This window comes from Citrobacter sp. MGH106 (genome assembly GCF_001037495.1).
In the GTDB taxonomy this organism is placed as follows: domain Bacteria; phylum Pseudomonadota; class Gammaproteobacteria; order Enterobacterales; family Enterobacteriaceae; genus Citrobacter; species Citrobacter murliniae.
In genome coordinates, this window is sequence record NZ_KQ089822.1 from 529,768 (window position 1) to 553,858 (window position 24,091).

23 protein-coding genes and 1 pseudogene are annotated in these 24,091 nt (G+C 52.9%); 18 read left to right on the plus strand and 6 right to left on the minus strand.

Annotated features, from left to right (window positions below; translation table 11 throughout):
- Nucleotides 1-3: 3 nt before the first annotated feature.
- The 3 genes and pseudogenes from SK36_RS02375 to SK36_RS02385 form a co-directional block, all read left to right on the plus strand.
- Nucleotides 4-1,403: pseudogene (locus SK36_RS02375) on the plus strand (MFS transporter); the annotation flags it as partial.
- Nucleotides 1,381-2,163: an adenine nucleotide alpha hydrolase family protein gene (locus SK36_RS02380; RefSeq protein ID WP_045446833.1), complete on the plus strand. Its 783-nt coding sequence runs from the start codon at nt 1,381-1,383 to the stop codon at nt 2,161-2,163. The pseudogene SK36_RS02375 and the gene SK36_RS02380, both read left to right, overlap by 23 nt.
- Complete coding sequence (locus SK36_RS02385) at nt 2,160-3,014, plus strand: electron transfer flavoprotein subunit alpha/FixB family protein (RefSeq protein ID WP_045446830.1); 855 nt, start codon at nt 2,160-2,162, stop codon at nt 3,012-3,014. Before SK36_RS02380 ends, SK36_RS02385 begins: the two co-directional genes overlap by 4 nt.
- Here the strand turns inward: SK36_RS02385 and SK36_RS02390 are convergent.
- The 4 genes from SK36_RS02390 to queD all read right to left on the minus strand — a co-directional run bounded on the left by SK36_RS02390 (nt 3,011) and on the right by queD (nt 5,569).
- Complete coding sequence (locus SK36_RS02390) at nt 3,011-3,586, minus strand: glycerol-3-phosphate responsive antiterminator (RefSeq protein ID WP_045446827.1); 576 nt, start codon at nt 3,584-3,586, stop codon at nt 3,011-3,013. The genes SK36_RS02385 and SK36_RS02390 overlap by 4 nt on opposite strands.
- A 16-nt stretch (nt 3,587-3,602) precedes the next feature.
- A complete protein-coding gene (locus SK36_RS02395; RefSeq protein WP_045446823.1) occupies nt 3,603-3,863 on the minus strand; it encodes a ferredoxin family protein in 261 nt (86 codons plus the stop codon).
- Nucleotides 3,854-5,125 (minus strand): FAD-dependent oxidoreductase, encoded by a 1,272-nt coding sequence (locus SK36_RS02400; protein ID WP_048220662.1) that lies wholly within the window; start codon nt 5,123-5,125, stop codon nt 3,854-3,856. The genes SK36_RS02395 and SK36_RS02400 overlap by 10 nt, the downstream gene beginning before the upstream one ends.
- Before the next feature lie 81 nt (nt 5,126-5,206).
- A complete protein-coding gene (queD, locus tag SK36_RS02405) occupies nt 5,207-5,569 on the minus strand; it encodes a 6-carboxytetrahydropterin synthase QueD (RefSeq protein WP_045446818.1) in 363 nt (120 codons plus the stop codon).
- 305 nt (nt 5,570-5,874) lie between these two features.
- On the opposite strand from queD, the gene cysJ reads away from it, so the two are divergent.
- From cysJ to cysH, 3 genes are all read left to right on the plus strand, one after another.
- Complete coding sequence (cysJ, locus tag SK36_RS02410; RefSeq protein WP_048220663.1) at nt 5,875-7,674, plus strand: NADPH-dependent assimilatory sulfite reductase flavoprotein subunit; 1,800 nt, start codon at nt 5,875-5,877, stop codon at nt 7,672-7,674.
- The gene (gene cysI / locus SK36_RS02415; protein ID WP_048220665.1) at nt 7,674-9,386 is read left to right on the plus strand and encodes an assimilatory sulfite reductase (NADPH) hemoprotein subunit; all 1,713 of its coding nucleotides are present in this window, start codon (nt 7,674-7,676) and stop codon (nt 9,384-9,386) included. Before cysJ ends, cysI begins: the two co-directional genes overlap by 1 nt.
- A gap of 99 nt (nt 9,387-9,485) precedes the next feature.
- Nucleotides 9,486-10,220: a phosphoadenosine phosphosulfate reductase gene (gene cysH / locus SK36_RS02420; RefSeq protein WP_048220666.1), complete on the plus strand. Its 735-nt coding sequence runs from the start codon at nt 9,486-9,488 to the stop codon at nt 10,218-10,220.
- A gap of 53 nt (nt 10,221-10,273) precedes the next feature.
- Here the strand turns inward: cysH and SK36_RS02425 are convergent, their stop codons facing one another.
- Nucleotides 10,274-11,311: an aminopeptidase gene (locus tag SK36_RS02425; RefSeq protein WP_045446805.1), complete on the minus strand. Its 1,038-nt coding sequence runs from the start codon at nt 11,309-11,311 to the stop codon at nt 10,274-10,276.
- 254 nt (nt 11,312-11,565) lie between these two features.
- Here SK36_RS02425 and cysD point away from each other — a divergent pair, with 254 nt between their 5' ends.
- The 12 genes from cysD (at nt 11,566) to rpoS (ending at nt 21,358) form a co-directional block, all read left to right on the plus strand.
- On the plus strand, nt 11,566-12,474 hold the full coding sequence (gene cysD, locus SK36_RS02430; protein ID WP_003034152.1) for a sulfate adenylyltransferase subunit CysD: 909 nt from the start codon (nt 11,566-11,568) through the stop codon (nt 12,472-12,474).
- A 9-nt stretch (nt 12,475-12,483) separates the two neighbouring features.
- Entirely contained in the window at nt 12,484-13,911 is a 1,428-nt protein-coding gene (gene cysN / locus SK36_RS02435) for a sulfate adenylyltransferase subunit CysN (protein ID WP_045446802.1), read from the plus strand.
- On the plus strand, nt 13,911-14,516 hold the full coding sequence (gene cysC, locus SK36_RS02440) for an adenylyl-sulfate kinase (protein WP_045446799.1): 606 nt from the start codon (nt 13,911-13,913) through the stop codon (nt 14,514-14,516). The genes cysN and cysC overlap by 1 nt, the downstream gene beginning before the upstream one ends.
- Nucleotides 14,517-14,566: 50 nt before the next feature.
- Nucleotides 14,567-14,890 (plus strand): DUF3561 family protein, encoded by a 324-nt coding sequence (locus tag SK36_RS02445; RefSeq protein WP_045446796.1) that lies wholly within the window; start codon nt 14,567-14,569, stop codon nt 14,888-14,890.
- A 218-nt stretch (nt 14,891-15,108) separates the two neighbouring features.
- The gene (gene ftsB / locus SK36_RS02450) at nt 15,109-15,420 is read left to right on the plus strand and encodes a cell division protein FtsB (protein ID WP_003034163.1); all 312 of its coding nucleotides are present in this window, start codon (nt 15,109-15,111) and stop codon (nt 15,418-15,420) included.
- A gap of 18 nt (nt 15,421-15,438) precedes the next feature.
- Nucleotides 15,439-16,149, plus strand: coding sequence for a 2-C-methyl-D-erythritol 4-phosphate cytidylyltransferase (gene ispD / locus SK36_RS02455; protein ID WP_048220667.1), 711 nt, complete (start codon nt 15,439-15,441; stop codon nt 16,147-16,149).
- The gene (ispF, locus tag SK36_RS02460; protein WP_003034167.1) at nt 16,149-16,628 is read left to right on the plus strand and encodes a 2-C-methyl-D-erythritol 2,4-cyclodiphosphate synthase; all 480 of its coding nucleotides are present in this window, start codon (nt 16,149-16,151) and stop codon (nt 16,626-16,628) included. Before ispD ends, ispF begins: the two co-directional genes overlap by 1 nt.
- Entirely contained in the window at nt 16,625-17,674 is a 1,050-nt protein-coding gene (gene truD / locus SK36_RS02465; protein ID WP_045446790.1) for a tRNA pseudouridine(13) synthase TruD, read from the plus strand. Before ispF ends, truD begins: the two co-directional genes overlap by 4 nt.
- On the plus strand, nt 17,655-18,416 hold the full coding sequence (gene surE, locus SK36_RS02470) for a 5'/3'-nucleotidase SurE (RefSeq protein WP_045446786.1): 762 nt from the start codon (nt 17,655-17,657) through the stop codon (nt 18,414-18,416). Before truD ends, surE begins: the two co-directional genes overlap by 20 nt.
- Entirely contained in the window at nt 18,410-19,036 is a 627-nt protein-coding gene (pcm, locus tag SK36_RS02475) for a protein-L-isoaspartate O-methyltransferase (RefSeq protein WP_045446783.1), read from the plus strand. Before surE ends, pcm begins: the two co-directional genes overlap by 7 nt.
- A gap of 185 nt (nt 19,037-19,221) precedes the next feature.
- Nucleotides 19,222-20,304 (plus strand): murein hydrolase activator NlpD, encoded by a 1,083-nt coding sequence (gene nlpD, locus SK36_RS02480; RefSeq protein WP_223307009.1) that lies wholly within the window; start codon nt 19,222-19,224, stop codon nt 20,302-20,304.
- Nucleotides 20,305-20,365: 61 nt separating this feature from the next.
- Nucleotides 20,366-21,358 carry an RNA polymerase sigma factor RpoS gene (gene rpoS, locus SK36_RS02485; RefSeq protein ID WP_000081498.1) on the plus strand — a complete coding sequence of 331 codons (993 nt, stop codon included), beginning with the start codon at nt 20,366-20,368 and terminating at the stop codon, nt 21,356-21,358.
- A gap of 125 nt (nt 21,359-21,483) precedes the next feature.
- On the opposite strand, the gene mutS is transcribed toward rpoS, so the two are convergent.
- A complete protein-coding gene (gene mutS, locus SK36_RS02490; protein WP_045446776.1) occupies nt 21,484-24,051 on the minus strand; it encodes a DNA mismatch repair protein MutS in 2,568 nt (855 codons plus the stop codon).
- Between the last annotated feature and the right edge of the window lie 40 nt (nt 24,052-24,091).

Here is a 24,091-nt window from a genome sequence, read left to right on the forward strand (position 1 = left end):
AACGGCTTCTCAACCGGGAAGCCGTTTTTATACCGGACGATGAAGGAGTGGAAATGAACACTTCACCGGTGCGAATGGACGATTTACCGCTTAACGGTTTTCACTGTCGTATTGCCGCGTTGACCTTTGGTGCTCACCTTACCGACGGCTATGTGCTTGGCGTCGTCGGTTACGCCATTATTCAGTTAACACCCGCGATGCAACTGACGCCGTTTATGACCGGGATGATTGGCGGTTCGGCGCTGCTCGGGCTGTTTCTTGGCAGTCTGGTGTTGGGATGGGTGTCCGATCACTTAGGCCGCCAGAAGATATTCACTTTTAGCTTTGTGCTGATCACTATCGCTTCTTTTTTACAATTTTTCGTGACCTCGCCGGAACAGCTTATTACCCTGCGGATCCTGGTTGGTATCGGGCTGGGGGGCGATTACTCTGTAGGTCATACCTTGTTAGCTGAGTTTTCGCCGCGTCGACATCGTGGGGTATTGCTGGGTGCATTCAGTGTGGTATGGACCATTGGCTACGTGCTGGCAAGCCTGGTTGGTCACCACTTTATTCTGGAAAGCCCCGAGGCCTGGCGCTGGTTGTTGGCATCGGCGGCATTGCCTGCATTGCTGATTACACTGTTACGTTGGGGAACGCCGGAATCGCCACGATGGTTACTGCGCCAGGGGCGTTTCGCCGAAGCTCATGCTATCGTGAGTCGCTACTTTGGCCCGCACGTGCTGCTGGGTGATGAAGTGGCGACGCCGTCTGGTAAGCATATCAAAACGCTGTTTTCTGCCCGCTACTGGCGGCGAACTGTTTTTAACAGCGTGTTCTTTGTCTGTCTGGTGATCCCGTGGTTTGTTATCTACACCTGGCTGCCCACGATTGCTCAGACTATCGGTCTTGAAGATGCGCTGACTGCCAGTCTGCTGTTGAATACGTTGCTGATTGCTGGTTCTTTGTTAGGGCTGCTATTGACGCATCTGCTGACTCACCGAAAGTTCCTGCTCTGGAGCTTTTTGCTGCTGGCGGCAACGCTTTTCACGATGGCTTTTTTACCCTCAGGTAGCTCTTTTACGCTGATGTTATTTGTGCTGTTCAGCACAATGATATCCGCTGTCAGTAATTTAGTGGGAATTCTGCCTGCTGAAAGTTTTCCGACGGATATCCGTTCGCTGGGGGTTGGGTTCGCCACCGCGATGAGCCGACTTGGCGCAGCTATCAGTACCGGCCTGTTACCCTGGACGCTTGCACAATGGGGAATGGAGACAACATTGTTACTGTTGACAGGCGTATTACTGATTGGGTTTGGCGTGACCTGGCTCTGGGCCCCAGAAACGAAGGCTTTGTCGCTGGCGGTTGCCGGGAACGTGGACAAAAGACAGGGAGGCGCGAATGAACATACTGTTAGCATTTAAGGCGGAACCGGATCAGGGGATGCTGGCGGAAAAAGACTGGTTGGCCGCGACGGCAGGGGTATCTGGTCCCGATACCGCCATGCTGCGCTGTTCACCCGGCGCAGATGAGCAGGCGGCAGCTTCGCTGCTGCTGGCGCAGCGTCGTGATGGCTGCAATATGGCGTTGACTGCGTTAAGCATTGGTGATGAACGGGTGATCCACTGGCTACGTTATTTTGCTGCGTTGGGTTTTGATACGTCAGTGCTGCTGGAGGCCTCTGGGGATCTGCGCTTTGCTGCGGAATTCATTGCCCGACAGATCGCTGGCTGGCAGCGCGATCACGGTGCGGATTTGATTATTACTGGTTGTCAGAGTAGCGAAGGGCAAAACGGGCAGACGCCGTTTCTGGTGGCTGAAATGCTGGCGTGGCCCTGCTTCACTCAGGTAGAACGTTTTACGCTCGAACAGCCTTTTATTGTGATTGACCAGCGAACCGTAACCGGGCTTCGCCGTTGTCGGGTGCGGCTTCCGGCGGTGATTGCCGTCAGGCAGTGTGGGGAAATGGCACTACCCGTACCGGGGATGCGTCAGCGTCTGGCGGCGTCAAAAGCTGAGATTGTTCGCCAGCCCGCCGTCCCCGATAAAACCCCAATAGTTCAGTGCCAGAAGCTGGCGCGCCCAGAACAACGGCGTAACGCCACCATTATCGACGGCGCAACAACGCAGGAAAAAGCCCGCATATTATGGCAGGACTATTTGTGTCAGAGGATGCAGCCATGAAGATAGCGATTATTACGAACTCTCTTGAGAGTGATGCTCTGGCTGGATGGCTGGCGGCGAATGACCTCAGTGTGGAGGAGCTGGAACGCTGGATTATCGAGCCAATTGCGGATGTGGCGGAACAGGTGCTGGACGCACTGGCGGCACAGTGGCTGCTGACGCCTGTCGAGATCCTGGTTTTTCCGGCAGGGCCATTGGGCGACGAGCTGGCGACACGACTGGCCTGGCGCCTGCACGGCGGCTGCGTTTGCCAGGTACAGACTCTGGATGCACAACAAGGACTAGTGATCAAATCGCACTGGGGGAATGCATTGACGGCAACATTGCAAATCAACAAGCGTCCCTTGTGCCTGTCGTTGGCACGACAAGCAGAGATGAACAATTCAGGTCATTCCCTTCCTTTGATGGTAGAACATCACATTATGCCTACAGTGCTGCCTGACTGGCTGGATGAGGTGGAGAGCGTAAATGACGTCAGCACGCATCCTCTGCTGCAGGCCGATCGTGTGCTGGTGGTCGGGCAGGGTGGAAGTGAGGTTGGTGCGGATAAAATTACCGCTCTGGGGCAGGGAATTCGTGCCGAGGTGGGGTACAGCCGTGCGCGGGTGATGAACGGCGGTTTTGATGCAGAGCGCGTGATTGGCATATCGGGGCATCTGCTTTCGCCGGATGTCTGTATTGTGGCTGGCGCATCCGGCGCGGCGGCGTTGATGGCTGGAGTAAGGCAGAGTCGTTTTGTTGTGGCGATAAATAATGACTCCAGTGCGCCTGTTTTCTCACAGGCGGATGTAGGGATTATTGACGACTGGCTACCGGTGCTTGAGGCGCTGGCAGCCTGCGCAGAAACTTAATTCAGTTTTTTTGCCAGCGTCCAGACGTCGGTGTTGGTGGTCGAAAGCGCCGCCACACCGGCTTTCATCACGTTGCGAGCGTCCTCTTCATCACATACCAGACCTCCGGCAATCAGCGGCTGGCGTATTTTTTCTGTCACCCAGCCCAGCACTTTTGGCATACAACCAGGCAGGATCTCAATACAGTCCGGATTCGACTGTGCCACCTGCTTATCAATGTTGTGAAAAGAGATGGAATCGACAATAAACAAGCGATGGATGCAGAAAAAACCTTCCGCCCGCGCCGCTTTCAGCATTGGCGCTTTAGTACTAATGATGCCATCCGCTTCGGTGACCAGCTTCAGAAACTGGATCACGACCTCCTTATTCGATGCTCCCTCCAGCAGATCTACGTGGATAAAGGCGTATTTACCGGCATTTTTTATCTTCTTTACGATGTTGCTAATGGTGCAAATATTACCGTAGAGAACGGAGATGAACTGGCAATCGGAATCGATGGCTAATTGCAGACTGGCGTTATCTTTCACGGCGGCGATCACCGGATTCTGGCGGAGCAGATGTAACAGAGGCATAGATTATCCTTATAAATTAACCAAAGCGGTAAGTGATGCCAAATGAAGATGCAGGGTAGCGCCACTGTTGCAGCGTTTTTTCATCGCATAACAGTCGACAGGTCCCACACTCCAGGCAGCCGCGAAAATCGACACGCAGTTCACCTTCTGGCGTAAGGGAAAACAGTCCAGCGGGACATGTTTTGATCAGCAGTTCCGCCATGTCTCTGTCGACGGCGGGAGCTGGAACGATATGTGCAACGTCGGTGGGACGCCAGATATTACGGGCTACAGACATCGTAAACTCCTGATAATATCGCCAGCCAGATGACGCAGGCCGTGACGACGAAACTGACGCCAGACGATCTGACGCAGAGGGGGAACAGGATGATTCCCTTGTTCCCAGATTTCATGAGAAATGGCCTGCATAAGCGCAGGCCACTGGTGATACCAGCCGGGGCGTTGCAGCAATGCGGGAACATGCTGGTAGCGTTGCAGAACATCCCAAAGCAGGCTGTGTTGAATTTCCTGATGATAGGCAGGGAACAGGTTTTGCTGCTCTGGTTTCCGACAGGCGTTGATTAGCGTTTGTGCTGCCGCCTTAGCACCGATGAGCGCCATATCCATACCACGTACGGAAAAACCAGTATTGACGCAGCTGCGCAGCGCATCGCCCACCAGTAGCCAACCTTCTCCAGCGTATCGCTCCGGCATACTGTGCAGACCACCTTCCGGCACCAGATGTGCGCCATACTCCAGTGTTTCGCTGTCTCTTAGCAGGGGATGGAGCGCTGGGTGCGTTTTGAGCCGCGTCAGTATGTCGGCTGTTGGAATGTCACTCTGTGCAATGGAAGATAGCGGACAAACGACGCCGAATGAAAGCGTTTGCTGATTGGTATAAAGAAACGCGCCGCCGGGCAGATCCCCGCAGACCTCTCCGCTAAACAGCATAGCTGCGCCTTCATTGCCGTTCAGTCGAAAGCGTTCCTGGATCGTCTGTGTATCCAGCGCCAGCGTCTCTTTAATCCCGAGCGCCATCGTACTTGTCGCAGGGCGCGGCAGAAAACCATACCGTTCTGCCAGCACGCTGTTGGCCCCTTCAGCCAGTACCACATAGCGGGCGCGTAGACTCTCATTATCGGCAATGATGCCGCAGACTTTGCCATCTTCAACATGGAGTGCTTCAACTGTAACACCGCTGATAAACTGCACACCTTCGGCCTGTGCTTGAGCGACAAACCACGGATCGAAACGGGAGCGCAGCAGGGTCCATGAGTCTCCATCAGGTTGCAGGCTGGAGTATGTCGTTGCACCACTATGCGTTAATAATGTGAGGTTTTCCTGGGTAATGCGGCGCTCAAGTGGCGCAGATTGTTGGAAGTTGGGCAGGAGTTCGCTTAGTGCATGACAGTACAGACGTCCGCCGGAAAGGTTTTTACTGCCAGGAATTTCGCCGCGTTCGAGTAACAGGACTGTCAGCCCTGCACGTGCACAGCGTAAAGCACAAGCGGTGCCTGCTATCCCTGCACCGATGATAATAATATCGAAATCGTCAGCCATGTTGTGCTCCAGATATCCAGAGCACATAACCCTAACAGACTGTCAGACAAGGAATGTTGACCGCTGACACATCCGATTAAATCACTCGCCGCGATAGACGCAACCCGCCGTGCAGGTCTCTTTCACCATCACTGCGCTCAGCAGAGGGACGACAGGTTTTACCTCATCCCAAATCCATTTTGCCAGCACTTCGCTGGTAGGATTGGACAGACCCGGAATATCGTTCAGGTAGTAGTGATCCAGACGATCGTATGTCGGCTTAAACGCTGCTTTCAGCTCAGAAAAATCCATGATCCAACCGGTATGCGGATCGACTTCACCGGTAATTTCAAGACGCACCATAAATGAGTGACCATGCAGGCGGCCACATTTATGTCCTTCCGGTACATGCGGCAGGCGGTGGGCGGCTTCGAAGGTGAAATCTTTAAACAGGGTGGTGGTCATGATTAGCTCTCAATGATACGAAAAACCGCCGTAGGGTACCGGAAAGTACGTTTTTTATCATTAACTAAAACGGCGTTCAGCACCTGATTGCGCTATTTATCGATGTTAACTTTTTTATTTTCTTTAATTTCATGTGATTAGATAATCGTTTTTGCTGTTAATAACTATAGCTAAAACAAGTTAGTCCATTTGGTTATTTGTTATTTCCATCACTTCTTTAGTTGTGACTATCACCACCGTTAACCTTATCTTCAGTTTGGGTTTTATTGCTGAAATCCGCTTTGCTTACTGGAACATGACAACGCATGACGACACAGGCCCCACCTTCTGCTTTGCTTCCGCTAAACCCGGAGCAACTGGCACGCCTTCAGGCGGCCACGAACGATCTCTCGCCCTCGCAGCTTGCGTGGGTTTCTGGCTATTTCTGGGGCGTGCTGAATCAGCAGCCGGGCGCAAATGTTGCTTCACCTGCGCCTGTCGTTGACGTTCCGGGGATCACGCTTATTTCCGCTTCACAGACCGGCAATGCCCGCCGTGTGGCGGAAGCTCTGCGCGACGATCTGCTCGCCGCGAAACTCAATGTCACCCTGATCAATGCCGGCGACTATAAGTTCAAACAAATCGCTAACGAAAAATTGCTGGTTGTGGTGGCATCGACTCAGGGGGAAGGTGAACCAGCGGAAGAAGCGGTGGCGCTGCATAAGTTCCTGTTCTCTAAAAAAGCGCCGAAGCTTGAAAACACCGCCTTTGCTGTTTTTGGTCTCGGAGATACCTCTTACGAGTTTTTCTGCCAGTCTGGAAAAGACTTCGATAGCAAACTGGCGGAGCTTGGCGGTGAACGTTTGCTCGATCGTGTGGATGCGGATGTTGAATACCAGACCGCGGCGGCAGAATGGCGTGCTCGTCTGGTTGATGTGCTGAAGGCTCGTGCCCCCGCTGCATCTTCTGTCCAGACCGCAGCAAGTGGTGCTGTGAACGAGGTGCATACCAGTCCGTATACCAAAGAGGCGCCGCTCAGTGCTTCCCTTTCTGTGAACCAGAAAATTACCGGACGTGACTCTGAAAAAGATGTACGCCATATTGAAATCGATCTTGGCGATTCGGGTCTGCGTTATCAGCCGGGCGATGCCTTAGGAGTCTGGTATCAAAACGATCCAGCCTTAGTGAAAGAGATCGTAGAACTGTTATGGCTGAAAGGTGATGAACCTGTCACGGTTGATGGGAAATTAATACCGCTCACTGAAGCCTTACAGTGGCATTTCGAACTGACGGTTAACACAGCCAATATCGTGGAGAATTACGCCAGCTTAACGCGCAGTGAAACATTACTGCCGCTGGTAGGCGATAAAGCGCAATTACAACATTACGCGGCGACGACTCCGATTGTCGATATGCTGCGCTTCTCTCCGGCACAACTGGACGCTAACGCGTTAACGGGTCTGTTGCGTCCGCTGACACCTCGGTTGTACTCCATTGCGTCCTCACAGGCAGAGGTGGAAAGCGAAGTGCATGTCACCGTTGGTGCTGTGCGTTTTGAAGTTGAAGGCCGCGCGCGTGCTGGTGGTGCTTCCAGCTTCCTCGCCGATCGCGTTGAAGAAGAAGGTGAAGTGCGTGTGTTCATTGAACATAACGACAACTTCCGTCTGCCAGCTAACCCTGAAACGCCGGTGATTATGATTGGTCCTGGCACTGGCATTGCGCCGTTCCGCGCTTTTATGCAGCAACGCGCTGCTGATGAAGCGTCGGGCAAAAACTGGTTGTTCTTTGGCAACCCGCACTTTACTGAAGATTTCCTGTATCAGGTGGAATGGCAGCGCTACGTCAAAGAGGGTGTGCTGAGCCGTATCGATCTCGCCTGGTCTCGTGACCAAAAAGAAAAAGTCTACGTACAAGATAAACTGCGCCAACAAGGTGCGGAACTGTGGCGCTGGATTAATGACGGTGCGCACATTTATGTCTGCGGCGACGCCAATCGCATGGCGAAAGATGTTGAGCAGGCTTTGCTGGAAGTGATTGCCGAATTCGGTGGTATGGATACCGAAGCGGCAGATGAATTTTTAAGTGAGCTGCGCGTTGAGCGCCGTTATCAGCGAGATGTCTACTAATGAGTGAAAAACATCCAGGACCACTGGTGGTCGAAGGTAAGCTGTCCGACGCTGAACGTATGAAGCTGGAAAGCAACTATCTGCGTGGCACCATTGCCGAAGATTTAAATGACGGTCTCACCGGTGGTTTCAAAGGTGATAACTTTCTGCTGATCCGTTTTCACGGGATGTACCAGCAGGATGACCGCGATATTCGCGCCGAACGCGCCGAGCAGAAGCTGGAGCCGCGTCACGCGATGCTGCTGCGCTGCCGCCTGCCGGGCGGTGTTATCACCACCAAACAGTGGCAGGCGATCGATAAGTTTGCCCACGACAACACCATTTACGGCAGCATTCGTCTGACTAACCGCCAGACCTTCCAGTTCCACGGTATTCTGAAAAAGAATGTCAAACCGGTGCATCAGATGCTGCATTCGGTCGGGCTGGACGCACTGGCGACCGCCAACGACATGAACCGTAACGTGTTGTGCACCTCCAACCCGTATGAGTCTGAGCTACACGCGGAAGCTTACGAGTGGGCGAAAAAGATCTCTGAACATTTGCTACCGCGCACTCGCGCTTATGCGGAGATCTGGCTCGATCAGGAAAAAGTCGCAACGACCGATGAAGAGCCGATTTTGGGGCAAACCTATCTGCCGCGTAAGTTCAAAACCACGGTGGTGATCCCACCGCAAAACGATATCGATCTGCATGCTAACGATATGAACTTTGTGGCGGTCGCAGAAAACGGCAAACTGGTGGGCTTTAACCTTCTGGTCGGTGGCGGGCTTTCTATTGAGCACGGCAACAAGAAAACCTATGCGCGTACAGCCAGTGAATTTGGCTATCTGCCGCTGGAACATACTTTAGCGGTGGCGGAAGCGGTGGTCACGACTCAGCGCGACTGGGGCAACCGTACCGACCGTAAAAATGCCAAAACGAAATACACGCTGGAACGCGTGGGCGTGGAGACCTTCAAAGCGGAAGTCGAGCGTCGTGCAGGTATCAAATTCGAACCGATTCGCCCGTATGAATTTACGGGGCGCGGCGATCGTATTGGATGGGTGAAGGGTATCGATAATAAATGGCACCTGACGCTGTTTATCGAGAATGGTCGTATTCTGGATTATCCTGGACGTCCGCTGAAAACGGGACTACTGGAAATCTCGAAGATCCACAAAGGTGAGTTCCGTATTACGGCGAACCAGAACCTGATCATTGCCGGTGTGCCGGACAATCAGAAAGCGAAGATTGAAAAGATAGCGCGTGACAGCGGCCTGATGAATGCTGTTACCCCGCAACGTGAAAACTCGATGGCTTGCGTGTCGTTCCCGACCTGCCCGCTGGCGATGGCTGAAGCTGAACGCTTCCTGCCGACGTTTATTGATAACATCGACACGCTGATGGCGAAGCATGGCGTGAGTGATGAACATATTGTAATGCGTGTAACAGGCTGCCCGAACGGTTGCGGACGCGCGATGCTGGCGGAAGTTGGGCTGGTGGGGAAAGCGCCAGGGCGTTACAACCTGCATCTGGGCGGAAACCGTATCGGTACGCGCATTCCACGCATGTTCAAAGAGAATATCACCGAGCCGGAAATTCTGGCATTGATGGATGAACTGATTGGGCGCTGGGTGAAAGAACGCGAAGCGGGTGAAGGATTCGGAGACTTTACGGTGCGTGCGGGCATTATTCGCCCGGTGCTCGATCCCGCTCGGGATCTCTGGGAATAATGTGAAATTGCCGGATGGCGGCATGAATGTCTTATCCGGCCTACTGCACGATTGTAGGCCTGAGATGCGCAGCACCATCAGGCAATAAGTGAGGTAACGATGTCCGAACTCGATCTAAACGCATTGAACGCGCTACCAAAAGTTGAGCGTGTCATGGCGTTGGCGGAAACCAACAGCCAACTGGAAAAACTAAGCGCGCAAGAGCGAGTGGCGTGGGCGCTGGAAAACCTGCCTGGCGAGTATGTGCTTTCATCAAGCTTTGGTATTCAGGCGGCGGTCAGCTTGCATCTGGTGAATCAGATCCGTCCGGATATTCCGGTGATCCTCACCGATACCGGTTATCTGTTCCCGGAAACCTATCAATTCATTGACGAGTTAACAGACAAGCTCAAGCTTAATTTGCAGGTCTATCGGGCTAAGGAGAGCGCTGCCTGGCAGGAGGCGCGCTACGGCAAACTGTGGGAGCAGGGCGTTGAGGGCATTGAGAAATACAATGACATCAACAAAGTTGAACCGATGAACCGTGCGCTGAAAGAGCTGAATGCGCAAACCTGGTTTGCAGGTCTGCGTCGTGAACAGTCCGGAAGCCGCGCGCATTTACCGGTGCTGGCCATTCAGCGCGGGGTATTTAAACTGCTACCGATTATCGACTGGGACAACCGGACGGTGTACCAGTACCTGCAGCAACACGGGCTGAAATATCATCCATTGTGGGATCAGGGCTACCTCTCGGTGGGCGATACCCATACTACCCGTAAATGGGAACCGGGCATGGCAGAAGAAGAGACGCGTTTCTTCGGGCTTAAACGCGAGTGTGGCCTGCACGAAGGTTGAAGTGGTAAAAGGCCCGGTAAGCTCTATCCGCTACCGGGCATTAATTTTGTGTATTAACCCGCTTTCGCCAGCTCTTTCACCAACGGCAACATAATGCGTACTACGTCGCGGCTACGGTGTTCAATACGGCCAGGTAGCACTTTATCGATATGCTGTTGGTTATCCAGCCGTATATCATGCCAGCTGTTGCCGGCGGGGAATGAGGCGCTTTTGGCCCGCTGCTGATAGCCGTCTTTTTTGCCCAGATTCCAGTTTGTTGCTTCAACGGAGAGCACAGAAATTCCCGCTTTGTCGAAAACCTCCGCATCGTTACAACATCCTGTTCCCTTCGGATAGTCCTTGTTCATACCCGGATTGGTGCTGGCGGTAATGCCCCGGCTGTGGGCGATAGCCAGCGCCCGATCGCGTGTGAGTTTTCGTACCGCTTCGGGGGTTTTTTGTCCACTGTTGAAATAGAGCTTATCGCCGACGATAAGGTTATCGAGGTTAATGACCAACAGCGTATTTTTCTTTTCTGCTGCGCTCATGCGTTTGAGCACGTTCTCCGCACCGAGCTTGCCTTCTTCCTCACCGCTGGTGGCGATAAAGCGAATGCCGTATTGCGTCGGTACATTTTTTAGTTTTTCTGCCAGCTCCAGCATGACGCCCAGACCTGCGGCGTTGTCGTCGATTCCCTGCAAGGTTAAACCACCCAGATTGGCATCGGAATCGGCATCGCTTTGTGGGGCATAGGTATCGAGGTGCGCCATAATAATAATCTGCTGTGGCGCTTTGCCTTCATGCGCTGCTATTACGGTGCTTCCCGTTATGTTATGCCAGTTTTTACGATTATTTTTGGCGGTATAAACATAGCGGCTATTAAATGTCCGAATATCACTGCGGTATCCCATCTGTTCAAATTGCTGACGCAAATAATCAGCGGACAACATTTCGGCGGGAGAACCAGTCATGCGCCCAGGAAAGAACGTTGCTATATATCGAGCCTGAGTATTAGCGATAACTCCGGGTTTCTCGGATGTTGCCTGTGCGGGAAGGATAAAGCATACGCCGAGCGCCAGGGCAGCAGGAAGGTGGCGCAATGCGGAAAACATAATGAGTCCTTAAATACCAAGCATAAATTTTTAACCGCTAGTATGAAACCGTGATCGCGGTAAAACAATTTCATTTGCTCCTAAATGCCCGAAATTCGGTAGCTTAAGCACTTTTTGATATTTGCTTTTCCAGATCGTTATTCCTTTGAGGAACTACTCATTCCAATTCGTAATTTCATTCGCTCCCCTGCGCTCCCTATAGTCGAGTTATCTGAGTATCGTTAGCAAAATAGCGGCATTACATAGGAACGGTTATGGATCAAAAACGACTTACCCACCTGCGGCAACTGGAAGCGGAAAGCATCCATATCATTCGTGAGGTGGCCGCCGAGTTTTCTAATCCGGTGATGATGTATTCCATCGGCAAAGACTCCAGCGTAATGCTGCATCTGGCGCGCAAAGCGTTTTATCCAGGCACGCTGCCATTCCCTTTGCTTCACGTTGATACCGGCTGGAAATTTAGCGAGATGTATGAATTTCGTGACCGTACGGCGAAAGCTTATGGTTGCGAACTGCTGGTGCATAAAAACCCGGAAGGGGTGGCAATGGGGATCAACCCGTTTGTCCATGGTAGCGCCAAGCATACTGACATCATGAAAACCGAAGGGCTGAAGCAAGCTCTGAATAAATACGGTTTTGATGCCGCGTTCGGTGGTGCTCGTCGTGATGAAGAGAAATCGCGCGCTAAAGAGCGTATTTACTCCTTTCGTGACCGTTTTCATCGCTGGGACCCAAAAAACCAGCGTCCGGAACTGTGGCACAACTACAACGGGCAGATAAACAAAGGCGAGAGTATTCGCGTGTTTCCGCTCTCTAACTGGACCGAGCAGGATATCTGGCAGTACATCTGGCTGGAGAATATCGACATTGTTCCGCTGTACCTGGCAGCGGAGCGTCCGGTCCTTGAACGTGACGGTATGCTGATGATGATTGACGACGACAGGATCGATTTGCAGCCGGGCGAAGTTATCAAAAAACGTATGGTGCGTTTTCGCACGCTCGGCTGCTGGCCGCTAACCGGTGCCGTGGAGTCGAATGCGCAAACGCTGCCGGAAATTATTGAAGAGATGCTGGTCTCAACCACCAGTGAACGTCAGGGGCGCGTAATAGATCGCGACCAGGCGGGCTCCATGGAGCTGAAGAAACGTCAGGGGTATTTCTAAGGAGCCGCCATGAACACTACACTTGCACAACAAATTGCCAATGAAGGCGGCGTTGAAGCCTGGATGGTCGCCCAACAACACAAAAGTCTGTTGCGTTTTTTAACCTGCGGTAGCGTGGATGATGGGAAAAGTACGTTGATCGGGCGTCTGCTACATGACACGCGTCAGATTTACGAAGATCAGCTTTCGTCGCTGCATAATGACAGCAAACGTCATGGCACTCAGGGCGAGAAGCTCGATCTGGCGCTGCTGGTCGATGGCCTGCAAGCCGAGCGTGAGCAGGGGATCACTATCGATGTGGCCTACCGCTATTTTTCTACCGAGAAGCGCAAATTTATCATTGCCGATACCCCTGGTCACGAACAGTACACCCGCAACATGGCGACCGGTGCGTCTACCTGTGATCTGGCGATCTTGCTGATTGATGCGCGCAAAGGCGTGCTGGATCAGACTCGCCGTCACAGCTTTATCTCCACGCTGCTTGGCATTAAGCATCTGGTCGTGGCAATCAACAAAATGGATCTGGTGGGCTTTCGCGAAGAGACATTTAACCGGATTCGCGAAGACTATCTGACTTTTGCTGAACAGCTACCGGGCAATCTGGATATCCGCTTCGTGCCGCTTTCCGCGCTTGAAGGCGATAACGTGGCTTCGCAAAGTGCCAGCATGCCATGGTACAGCGGCCCAACGTTGCTGGAAGTTCTGGAAACGGTTGAAATCCAGCGTGTGGTCGATACCCAGCCGATGCGCTTCCCGGTGCAGTATGTGAATCGACCGAATCTCGATTTTCGTGGCTACGCCGGAACGCTGGCCTCTGGTAGCGTAAAAGTTGGACAACGGATTAAAGTGCTGCCGTCTGGCGTTGAGTCGAGTGTGGCGCGGATAGTCACGTTCGATGGAGACTTACAGGAAGCTCATGCGGGTGAAGCGATCACTCTGGTGCTGAAAGATGAGATCGACATCAGTCGTGGCGATCTGCTGCTTGATGCCAGCGAAACATTACCGGCAGTGCAAAGTGCGGCTGTGGATGTCGTGTGGATGGCGGAACAACCGCTGTCGCCTGGGCAGAGCTATGACATCAAAGTTGCGGGCAAAAAGACGCGTGCGCGTGTTGATAATGTGCAGTATCAGGTCGACATCAACAATCTGACTCAACGTGAAGTTGATGCGTTACCGCTCAACGGTATTGGTCTGGTTGATCTGACCTTTGATGAACCGCTGGTGCTGGATACCTATCAGCAGAATCCGGTTACGGGTGGCCTGATTATCATTGACCGTCTGACCAACGTCACCGTTGGGGCCGGGCTGGTACGTGAGCCTGTCGAACAGGAGCATGTCACTGCATCCCAGTTTAGCGCCTTTGAACTGGAACTTAATGCACTGGTACGCCGTCACTTCCCACACTGGGGTGCGCGCGATTTGCTGGGAGGCAACTAATGGCGCTGCATGACGAAAACGTCGTCTGGCATGCCCATCCTGTTACGCCGCAACAGCGGGAGCAACGCCACGGACATCGTGGTGTTGTGCTGTGGTTTACCGGACTTTCTGGTTCCGGTAAATCGACGGTGGCGGGGGCGCTGGAAGAGGCTTTGCATAAACAAGGCGTCAGCACGTATTTGTTGGATGGCGATAACGTACGTCACGGTCTGTGCAGCGATCTCGGTTTTAGCGATGCCGATCGTAAGGAAAACATTCGCCGGGTTGGGGAAGTGGCTAATCTGATGGTGGACGCCGGTCTGGTGGTGCTGACCGCATTTATTTCCCCGCACCGTGCTGAGCGACACATGGTGCGTGAACGTGTGGGCGATGGGCGTTTTATTGAAGTATTCGTCGATACGCCACTGGAAATATGTGAATTACGCGATCCAAAAGGACTGTATAAAAAAGCGCGTGCAGGGGAGTTACACAATTTCACCGGAATTGACTCGGTGTACGAAGCGCCTGAATCGCCTGAAATTCATCTGGATGGTGAACAATTGGTAACAAATTTGGTCTCTCAATTATTAGACCTGCTGAAGCAGCAAGATATTATCAGATCCTGAGACACCACCGGACTTGTATTGCCCGGGCAGTCAAGGTCACAGGATTAGATATGCGTAATAGCCATAACATTACTTTTACAGAGTCAGATACCTTCAAAACCGACGACGAGACCACCTGGTCATTACCGGGGGCCGTGGTTGGTTTTGTGGCATGGATGATGGCTCTGGGGATCCCTTGTCTAATTTATGGTCCTAACACGCTGTTTTTCTTTATTTATACCTGGCCTTTTTTCCTGGCGCTACTGCCCGTCGCGATTGTGGCGGGTATTGCCCTACACTCTTTAGTGAAGGGCAAACTGCTGCTGAGCATCACTTTTACGCTGCTGGCGGTTGGGCTGATGTTCGGAGCGCTGTTCATGTGGCTACTGGGTTAGGCTGGTTCCCTTCTTTTTAATGACGTCCGGGGCTATATGCCGGACTGGTCATAATTCAAACCGTAACCAACAATGAGATTATGTTCTCCTTACACGGGGTATACGTAACAACGGGCAAATGTGGTACATTTGCCCGCGTTGTCGCGGCGTTCCCACCTGCGGACGTAAAGTCGTCTGCGGATATTATGGGATGTTGATGCCGTTTTTCAGGGGGCAGGATGGGTAAACTAACGCTGCTGTTGCTGGCTTTATTAGTCTGGCTGCAGTATTCGCTGTGGTTCGGTAAGAACGGCATACATGACTATAGCCGCGTCAACGATGATGTGGCTGCGCAACAAGCTACAAACGCGAAACTTAAGGCGCGTAACGATCAGCTCTTTGCCGAAATTGACGATCTCAATGGCGGTCAGGAAGCGATTGAAGAGCGCGCACGCAACGAACTCAGTATGACTAAGCCGGGCGAAACGTTTTATCGTCTGGTGCCTGACGCGTCTAAACGCGCGCAGACTGCAGGACAAAACAATCGATAAACCATCCAGGGATCTAACATGGCAGCCACTTTATTGGACGTTTGCGCCGTGGTGCCGGCTGCCGGGTTTGGCCGCCGAATGCAAACAGAGTGTCCTAAGCAGTACCTTTCAATTGGTAATAAAACCATTCTTGAGCACTCGGTCCATGCGCTACTCGCGCATCCCCGGGTGACGCGAGTCGTCATTGCCATCAACCCTGGCGACAGCCGCTTTGCCCAACTTCTTCTGGCCCAACATCCGCAAATCACCGTTGTCGATGGCGGTAATGAACGCGCCGATTCGGTTCTTGCCGGTTTGCAAGCCGCCGGGGAAGCCCGATGGGTACTGGTGCATGATGCTGCCAGGCCGTGTCTGCATCAGGACGATTTATCCCGTTTGCTGGCGATAAGTGAAACCAGCCGTACTGGCGGTATCCTTGCCGCACCGGTGCGAGATACGATGAAACGTGCGGAGCCGGGCAAAACAGACATCGCCCATACGGTAGATCGCACTGATTTATGGCATGCGTTGACGCCGCAGTTTTTTCCTCGTGAGCTGTTACACGACTGCCTTATCCGGGCGCTAAATGAAGGCGCGACCATTACAGATGAGGCCTCGGCGCTGGAATATTGTGGTTTTCATCCGCAACTGGTCGAAGGGCGCGCTGACAATATTAAAGTCACCCGCCCGGAAGATCTGGCGCTTGCCGAATTTTATCTGACCCGAACAACCCATCTGGAGAATGCATAATGCGAATTGGACACGGTTTTGACGTACACGCCTTTGGAGGCGTCGGCCCAATTATCATTGGTGGTGTGCGCATCCCGTATGAAAAGGGGTTGCTGGCGCATTCTGATGGGGATGTTGCACTCCATGCACTGACCGATGCCCTTTTAGGGGCAGCGGCGTTAGGTGATATTGGTAAACTCTTTCCGGATACCGATCCGGCCTTTAAAGGGGCGGATAGCCGCGAATTATTGCGTGAAGCCTGGCGCCGTATTCAGGCCAAAGGATATACCCTTGGTAATGTGGATGTGACTATTATTGCTCAGGCGCCGAAGATGCTGCCGCACATTCCGCAAATGCGTGTATTTATTGCCGAAGATCTCGGCTGCCATATGGATGATGTTAACGTGAAAGCGACCACCACGGAAAAACTCGGATTTACCGGACGTGGGGAAGGGATTGCCTGTGAAGCGGTGGCCTTACTCATAAAGGCAACGAAATGACTGAATTTGACGCTCTGACGTATCTCCACGGTAAACCACAAGGCAGTGGCGTGCTGAAAGCAAATCCGGAAGACTTTGTGGTTGTCGAAGATTTAGGCTTCGAACCGGACGGTGAAGGGGAGCACGTTCTGGTTCGCATCCTGAAAAATGGTTGTAACACGCGTTTTGTGGCTGACGCGCTGGCTAAATTCCTGAAAATCCATGCCCGTGAAGTGAGCTTTGCCGGGCAGAAAGATAAGCATGCAGTCACGGAACAGTGGCTGTGCGCGCGCGTGCCGGGCAATACGATGCCTGATTTAAGCAAATTTGAGCTTGAAGGCTGTAAAGTGCTGGAGTACTCCCGCCACAAGCGTAAGCTGCGTTTAGGCGCTTTGAAAGGTAACGCATTTACGTTGGTTCTGCGCGAAGTCAGCGCACGTGATGACGTTGAAGCGCGTTTGCAGGCAATTAGCGAGCGCGGCGTGCCGAACTATTTTGGCGCGCAGCGTTTTGGCATTGGCGGCAGTAACCTGCAAGGGGCGCTACGCTGGGCACAAAGTGATGCTCCGGTGCGCGATCGCAATAAACGCAGTTTTTGGTTGTCGGCAGCCCGCAGCGCGTTGTTTAATCAGATAGTCAACGAACGGTTGAAAAAAACAGACTTTAATCAAGTTGTTGACGGCGATGCGCTACAATTGTCGGGACGAGGAAGTTGGTTTGTCGCGACAGCGGAAGAACAGGCTGAATTACAGCGTCGTGTCGATGAAAAAGAATTAATGATTACAGCAGCATTACCGGGCAGCGGTGAGTGGGGAACTCAGCGCGATGCGCTGGCGTTTGAAGAGGCTGCTATTGCTGATGAAACCACGCTGCAGTCTTTGTTATTACGTGAAAAAGTTGAAGCATCGCGTCGCGCTATGCTGCTGTATCCACAACAATTAAGCTGGAACTGGTGGGATGATGTAACCGTTGAGTTGCGCTTCTGGCTACCGGCAGGTAGCTTCGCCACCAGTGTTGTAAGGGAACTTATTAACACAATGGGTGATTATGCGTATATTGCTGAGTAACGATGATGGGGTTCATGCACCCGGTATACAAACGCTGGCGAAAGCGCTGCGTGAGTTTGCTGATGTACAGGTAGTTGCCCCGGATCGTAACCGCAGTGGCGCGTCTAACTCGCTGACGCTGGAATCCTCGCTTCGCACCTTTACCTTTGATAACGGCGATATCGCTGTGCAAATGGGAACACCTACTGACTGCGTATATCTGGGCGTAAACGCGTTAATGCGTCCGCGCCCGGATATTGTGGTTTCCGGGATTAACGCAGGCCCTAATCTGGGCGATGATGTTATCTATTCAGGGACTGTCGCTGCGGCAATGGAAGGGCGACACCTGGGATTCCCTGCGCTGGCCGTCTCCCTTGACGGTCATAAACATTACGATACTGCCGCGGCGGTAACTTGTCGTATTTTGCGGGCGCTGAGCCGTGAACCGCTGCGAACCGGGCGCATTCTGAATATTAATGTACCGGATTTGCCGCTGGATCAGATTAAAGGCATTCGCGTCACTCGCTGTGGTAGTCGTCATCCGGCGGATCAAGTGATTCCACAGCAGGATCCGCGTGGTAACACGCTGTACTGGATTGGACCGCCGGGAGAAAAATGCGATGCCGGGCCGGATACGGACTTTGCTGCCGTAGATGAAGGCTATGTCTCGGTCACTCCGCTGCATGTCGATTTAACCGCTTACGGTGCGCATGAGGTCGTTTCTGACTGGTTAGACAGCGTGGGAGTTAACACGCAATGGTAAGCAGACGCGTACACACTCTTCTTGAACAATTACGTGCGCAGGGCATCAGAGACGAGCATGTCCTTGATGCGCTCGCTGCCGTGCCGCGTGAAAAATTCATTGATGAGGCGTTTGAGCATAAGGCCTGGGAAAACATCGCCCTGCCGATTGGCCAGGGGCAGACGATTTCGCAGCCCTATATGGTTGCCCGCATGACCGAGCTTCTCGAGTTAACGCCACAATCGCGGGTGCTGGAAATTGGTACCGGTTCTGGTTACCAGACGGCAATTCTGGCGCATCTGGTGCAGCATGTTTGTTCCGTTGAGCGGATCAAAGGTTTGCAATGGCAGGCGCGACGTCGTCTGAAGCAGCTCGATTTACACAATGTTTCGACTCGTCATGGTGATGGATGGCAAGGCTGGCAAGCGCGAGCCCCATTTGACGCTATTATTGTGACGGCAGCTCCGCCGGAGATCCCAACAGCATTAATGACGCAGTTGGATGAAGGCGGCATTCTCGTCCTACCCGTGGGTGATGAGCACCAGTTTTTGAAAAGGGTGCGTCGTCGGGGGGGCGAATTTATTATCGACACCGTGGAGGCCGTACGTTTTGTTCCCTTAGTGAAAGGGGAATTAGCGTAGATACAGGTTCTGAATACCTGGAGTTTTCCTGGATATTCTGGAATTAGTAAGCGTATCGTGGTCACGTTTTCCAGTGTCCAGCCCGATGCTTTGCACGGTGATTACGTCACGGGTTTTAACCAAATTTTCCTGGGGGATAAATGAGCGCGGGAAGCCACAAATTTACCGTTCGCCGCATTGCGGCATTGTCACTGGTTTCGTTATGGCTGGCAGGTTGTTCTAACACCTCGAATCCACCAGCGCCGGTCAGTTCTGTTGGCGGTGGCGGCTCAACGAACACCAGCTCCGGCATGCTAATTACGCCTCCACCAAAAATGGGCACAACGGCGACAGCACAGCAAACGCCACAGATCCAACCGGTGCAGCGTCCGGTCACTCAGTCCGGACAGATCCAACCCGTTGCGGAACAACCGGTCCAGATGGAAAACGGTCGTATTGTGTACAATCGTAAGTATGGGAACATTCCGAAAGGTAGTTATACCGGCGGCAGTACCTATACGGTTAAGAAAGGTGACACGCTTTTCTATATTGCCTGGATTACCGGGAACGATTTCCGTGACCTCGCACAACGAAATAACGTTCCGGCCCCGTATGGCCTGAATGTGGGGCAGACTCTGCAAGTGGGCAACGCGTCGGGTGCACCGATTACCGGTGGTAATGCAATCACTCAGGCGGATGCAGCACAGCAAGGAGTTGTGACCAACCCTGCACAAAATTCCACCGTTGCTGTTGCTTCGAAACCAACAATTACGTATTCTGAGGATTCAGGTGAACAAAGTGCTAACAAAATGTTGCCGAACAACAAGCCTGCTGGGACAGTTGTCACAGCGCCAGTAACGGCTCCAGCAGTTAGCACAACCGAATCGACTGCAAGCTCAACATCTACCAGCGCGCCAATCTCTACCTGGCGCTGGCCGACTGACGGCAAAGTGATCGAAAACTTCGCGGCTACTGAGGGTGGCAATAAAGGGATCGACATTGCAGGCAGTAAGGGACAGGCTATTGTCGCGACCGCAGATGGGCGCGTCGTATATGCCGGTAACGCACTGCGTGGTTACGGTAATCTTATTATCATCAAACATAACGATGATTACCTGAGCGCCTACGCCCATAACGATACGATGCTGGTCCGGGAACAACAAGAAATCAAGGCGGGGCAGAAAATAGCTACCATGGGTAGTACCGGAACCAGTTCAACACGATTGCATTTTGAAATTCGTTACAAGGGGAAATCCGTAAACCCGCTGCGTTATTTACCGCAGCGATAATTCGGCGGAACCAGGCTTTCACTTGCTAGTTCCGTTAGGGATCACGGGTAGGAGCCACCTTATGAGTCAGAATACGCTGAAAGTTCATGATTTAAATGAAGATGCGGAATTTGATGAGAACGGAGTAGAGGCTTTTGATGAAAAAGCCTTGAGTGAAGAGGAACCCAGTGATAACGACCTGGCTGAAGAGGAGCTGTTATCGCAAGGGGCCACACAGCGTGTGTTGGACGCGACTCAGCTTTACCTTGGTGAGATTGGGTATTCACCACTGTTAACAGCCGAAGAAGAAGTTTATTTTGCGCGTCGCGCACTGCGTGGAGATGTTGCCTCTCGCCGTCGCATGATTGAAAGTAACCTGCGTCTGGTGGTTAAAATTGCCCGTCGTTATGGCAATCGTGGTCTGGCATTGCTGGATCTGATTGAAGAGGGCAATCTGGGGCTTATCCGTGCCGTCGAGAAGTTTGACCCGGAACGCGGGTTCCGCTTCTCAACATACGCAACCTGGTGGATCCGCCAGACGATAGAACGGGCGATTATGAACCAAACCCGTACTATCCGACTGCCGATCCACATTGTAAAAGAGCTGAACGTCTATCTGCGTACCGCGCGTGAGTTGTCGCATAAACTGGACCACGAACCGAGCGCAGAAGAGATTGCAGAACAACTGGATAAACCGGTTGATGACGTTAGCCGTATGCTCCGACTCAACGAGCGCATTACCTCGGTAGACACCCCGCTGGGTGGCGATTCCGAAAAAGCGTTGCTGGATATTCTGGCCGATGAAAAGGAAAACGGTCCGGAAGACACTACGCAAGACGATGATATGAAACAGAGCATCGTCAAATGGCTGTTCGAGCTGAACGCCAAACAGCGTGAAGTGCTGGCACGTCGTTTCGGTTTGCTGGGATATGAAGCTGCGACACTGGAAGATGTGGGCCGTGAAATTGGTCTCACCCGTGAACGTGTTCGCCAGATTCAGGTTGAAGGCCTGCGTCGTCTGCGTGAAATCCTGCAGACTCAGGGGCTGAATATCGAAGCGCTGTTCCGCGAGTAAGCAAAGTTCTATCAAGAAAGGCCAGTCGAGAGACTGGCCTTTTTCTTTTACCTGCGCAGGTATGAAGTCTCAATTACCGGATGGAGGAGTAAATGCCTCATCCGGTTGATAAGGGCATCGTCCTGTTAAACCAGGCTTTTCAACCGATAGATCCACTCCAGCGCCTGGCGTGGCGTCAGGGAATCCGGGTCGAGATTTTCCAGAGCTTCGATGGCTGGAGAGGTTTCTTCAGGAGCGGAAAGCAGCGACATTTGCGTACCATCTACCTGAGTAGCGGCTGCATTTGGTGTAATACTTTCCAGCTCGCGAAGTTTTTGTCGCGCACGTTTGATAACGTCTTTCGGTACACCTGCCAATGCAGCCACTGCCAGGCCGTAGCTCTTACTTGCTGCACCATCCTGTACGCTATGCATAAAGGCGATGGTATCACCGTGTTCTAACGCGTCCAGATGCACGTTGGCAACGCCTTCCATTTTCTCCGGTAATTGTGTCAGCTCGAAGTAGTGCGTTGCGAATAACGTTAATGCTTTGATTTTATTAGCGAGATTTTCTGCACATGCCCATGCCAGCGACAGGCCGTCGTAAGTTGACGTACCGCGTCCAATCTCGTCCATCAGAACCAGGCTGTTCTCGGTGGCGTTATGCAGGATGTTGGCAGTTTCAGTCATCTCGACCATAAAGGTTGAACGGCCGGAAGCCAGGTCATCTGCAGCACCCACGCGGGTAAAGATGCGGTCGATTGGGCCGATCTCCACCTTTTGTGCCGGAACATAGCTGCCGATATAGGCCAGCAACGCAATCAGCGCAGTCTGGCGCATATAGGTACTTTTACCCCCCATATTCGGGCCGGTGATGATCAACATCCGACGCTGAGGCGAAAGGCTTAACGGGTTGGCAATAAACGGCTCTGTCAGCACCTGTTCCACCACCGGATGACGACCTTCGGTAATACGAATTCCGGGTTTATCGGTGAAAGTCGGGCAGGTGTAGTTCAGCGTATATGCACGCTCGGCCAGGTTGACCAGAACATCCAGCTCTGCCAGCGCGCTGGCGCTCTGCTGCAAATCAGCCAGATGTGGTAACAGCATGTCGAACAGTTCATCGTACAACTGTTTTTCCAGCGCCAGTGCTTTGCCTTTTGAGGTCAGTACTTTGTCTTCATACTCTTTGAGCTCAGGAATAATGTAGCGTTCGGCGTTTTTCAGAGTCTGGCGGCGCACGTAGTTTATGGGGGCCAGATGGCTCTGCCCACGGCTAATCTGAATGTAGTAACCGTGTACGGCATTAAATCCAACCTTCAGCGTGTCCAGGCCGGTTCGTTCGCGCTCGCGGATCTCCAGTCTGTCCAGATAGTCAGTTGCCCCATCAGCCAGTGCGCGCCACTCGTCCAGCTCTTCGTTATAGCCTGGCGCGATGACACCGCCATCGCGGACCAGCACTGGCGGTGCATCAACCACGGCGCGTTCCAGCAGTTCACGCAGCTCGGTGAATTCGCCCATTTTCTCGCGCAGCATCTGTACCGGAGCGCTATCAACGCTCTCCAGTTGTGCGCGCAGTTCCGGTAATTGTTGAAAGGCGTGACGCATACGGGCGAGATCGCGTGGACGCGCGGTGCGCAGTGCCAGGCGGGCCAGAATACGTTCCAGGTCACCAACCTGACGCAGCACTGGCTGTAGCTCTGCTGTGGCATCCTGGAGCGCACCGATAGTCTGCTGGCGTTCAGTCAGGACGTTAGTGTCGCGTACCGGCATATGCAGCCAGCGTTTAAGCATACGGCTGCCCATGGGGGTGACGGTGCAGTCGAGCACTGAGGCCAGAGTGTTTTCTACGCCTCCCGCCAGATTCTGGGTAATCTCCAGATTACGGCGAGTAGCAGCATCCATAATGATGCTGTCCTGCTGGCGTTCCATGGTGATGGAGCGAATATGCGGCAGAGAAGTACGCTGCGTATCTTTTACATATTGCAGCAGGCAGCCTGCGGCACATAGCCCGCGCGGAGCGTTCTCGACGCCAAAGCCAATCAGATCCCGCGTGCCAAACTGCAAGTTAAGCTGCTGGCGGGCGGTGTCTATCTCAAATTCCCACAGTGGACGGCGACGCAGTCCGCGACGACCTTCGATCAGTGATGTTTCTGCAAAATCTTCGGCATACAGCAGTTCCGCCGGGTTGGTTCGTTGCAGTTCAGCTGCCATGGTCTCGCGGTCGGCGGGTTCACTGACGCGAAAACGGCCAGAACTAATGTCCAGCGTGGCGTAGCCGTAGCCTTTACTGTCCTGCCAGATGGCGGCCAGCAGGTTGTCCTGACGTTCCTGCAACAGCGCTTCATCGCTGATAGTGCCAGGCGTTACGATGCGTACAACTTTGCGTTCAACCGGCCCTTTACTGGTGGCCGGATCACCAATCTGTTCGCAAATGGCGACTGACTCGCCCTGATTGACCAGCTTGGCGAGGTAGTTTTCCACCGCGTGATGAGGAATACCCGCCATCGGGATCGGCTCGCCTGCAGACGCACCGCGTTTTGTTAGCGAGATATCAAGCAGTTGCGACGCACGTTTTGCATCGTCGTAGAACAGCTCGTAAAAGTCGCCCATGCGGTAAAACAGCAGTATCTCCGGGTGCTGAGCCTTCAGCTTGAGATACTGCTGCATCATGGGGGTGTGATTGGTGAAGTCCGTATCAAGTGACTCTTTCATATTGATTCAGCTCGTTTTTTTAATCTTTTTGGGTACCAGG

Bases quoted from the DNA above. Each gene is read 5' to 3' on its own strand.
- cysJ (WP_048220663.1), top strand. From the start codon at position 5,875: ATGACGACACAGGCCCCACCTTCTGCTTTGCTTCCGCTAAACCCGGAG.
- SK36_RS02395 (WP_045446823.1), bottom strand. From the start codon at position 3,863: ATGTCTGTAGCCCGTAATATCTGGCGTCCCACCGACGTTGCACATATC.
- SK36_RS02380 (WP_045446833.1), top strand. From the start codon at position 1,381: ATGAACATACTGTTAGCATTTAAGGCGGAACCGGATCAGGGGATGCTG.
- queD (WP_045446818.1), bottom strand. From the start codon at position 5,569: ATGACCACCACCCTGTTTAAAGATTTCACCTTCGAAGCCGCCCACCGC.
- cysC (WP_045446799.1), top strand. From the start codon at position 13,911: ATGGCGCTGCATGACGAAAACGTCGTCTGGCATGCCCATCCTGTTACG.
- surE (WP_045446786.1), top strand. From the start codon at position 17,655: ATGCGTATATTGCTGAGTAACGATGATGGGGTTCATGCACCCGGTATA.
- ispD (WP_048220667.1), top strand. From the start codon at position 15,439: ATGGCAGCCACTTTATTGGACGTTTGCGCCGTGGTGCCGGCTGCCGGG.
- SK36_RS02385 (WP_045446830.1), top strand. From the start codon at position 2,160: ATGAAGATAGCGATTATTACGAACTCTCTTGAGAGTGATGCTCTGGCT.
- SK36_RS02445 (WP_045446796.1), top strand. From the start codon at position 14,567: ATGCGTAATAGCCATAACATTACTTTTACAGAGTCAGATACCTTCAAA.
- cysI (WP_048220665.1), top strand. From the start codon at position 7,674: ATGAGTGAAAAACATCCAGGACCACTGGTGGTCGAAGGTAAGCTGTCC.
- cysN (WP_045446802.1), top strand. From the start codon at position 12,484: ATGAACACTACACTTGCACAACAAATTGCCAATGAAGGCGGCGTTGAA.
- SK36_RS02400 (WP_048220662.1), bottom strand. From the start codon at position 5,125: ATGGCTGACGATTTCGATATTATTATCATCGGTGCAGGGATAGCAGGC.
- ftsB (WP_003034163.1), top strand. From the start codon at position 15,109: ATGGGTAAACTAACGCTGCTGTTGCTGGCTTTATTAGTCTGGCTGCAG.
- pcm (WP_045446783.1), top strand. From the start codon at position 18,410: ATGGTAAGCAGACGCGTACACACTCTTCTTGAACAATTACGTGCGCAG.
- rpoS (WP_000081498.1), top strand. From the start codon at position 20,366: ATGAGTCAGAATACGCTGAAAGTTCATGATTTAAATGAAGATGCGGAA.
- SK36_RS02390 (WP_045446827.1), bottom strand. From the start codon at position 3,586: ATGCCTCTGTTACATCTGCTCCGCCAGAATCCGGTGATCGCCGCCGTG.
- mutS (WP_045446776.1), bottom strand. From the start codon at position 24,051: ATGAAAGAGTCACTTGATACGGACTTCACCAATCACACCCCCATGATG.
- cysH (WP_048220666.1), top strand. From the start codon at position 9,486: ATGTCCGAACTCGATCTAAACGCATTGAACGCGCTACCAAAAGTTGAG.
- cysD (WP_003034152.1), top strand. From the start codon at position 11,566: ATGGATCAAAAACGACTTACCCACCTGCGGCAACTGGAAGCGGAAAGC.
- ispF (WP_003034167.1), top strand. From the start codon at position 16,149: ATGCGAATTGGACACGGTTTTGACGTACACGCCTTTGGAGGCGTCGGC.
- truD (WP_045446790.1), top strand. From the start codon at position 16,625: ATGACTGAATTTGACGCTCTGACGTATCTCCACGGTAAACCACAAGGC.
- SK36_RS02425 (WP_045446805.1), bottom strand. From the start codon at position 11,311: ATGTTTTCCGCATTGCGCCACCTTCCTGCTGCCCTGGCGCTCGGCGTA.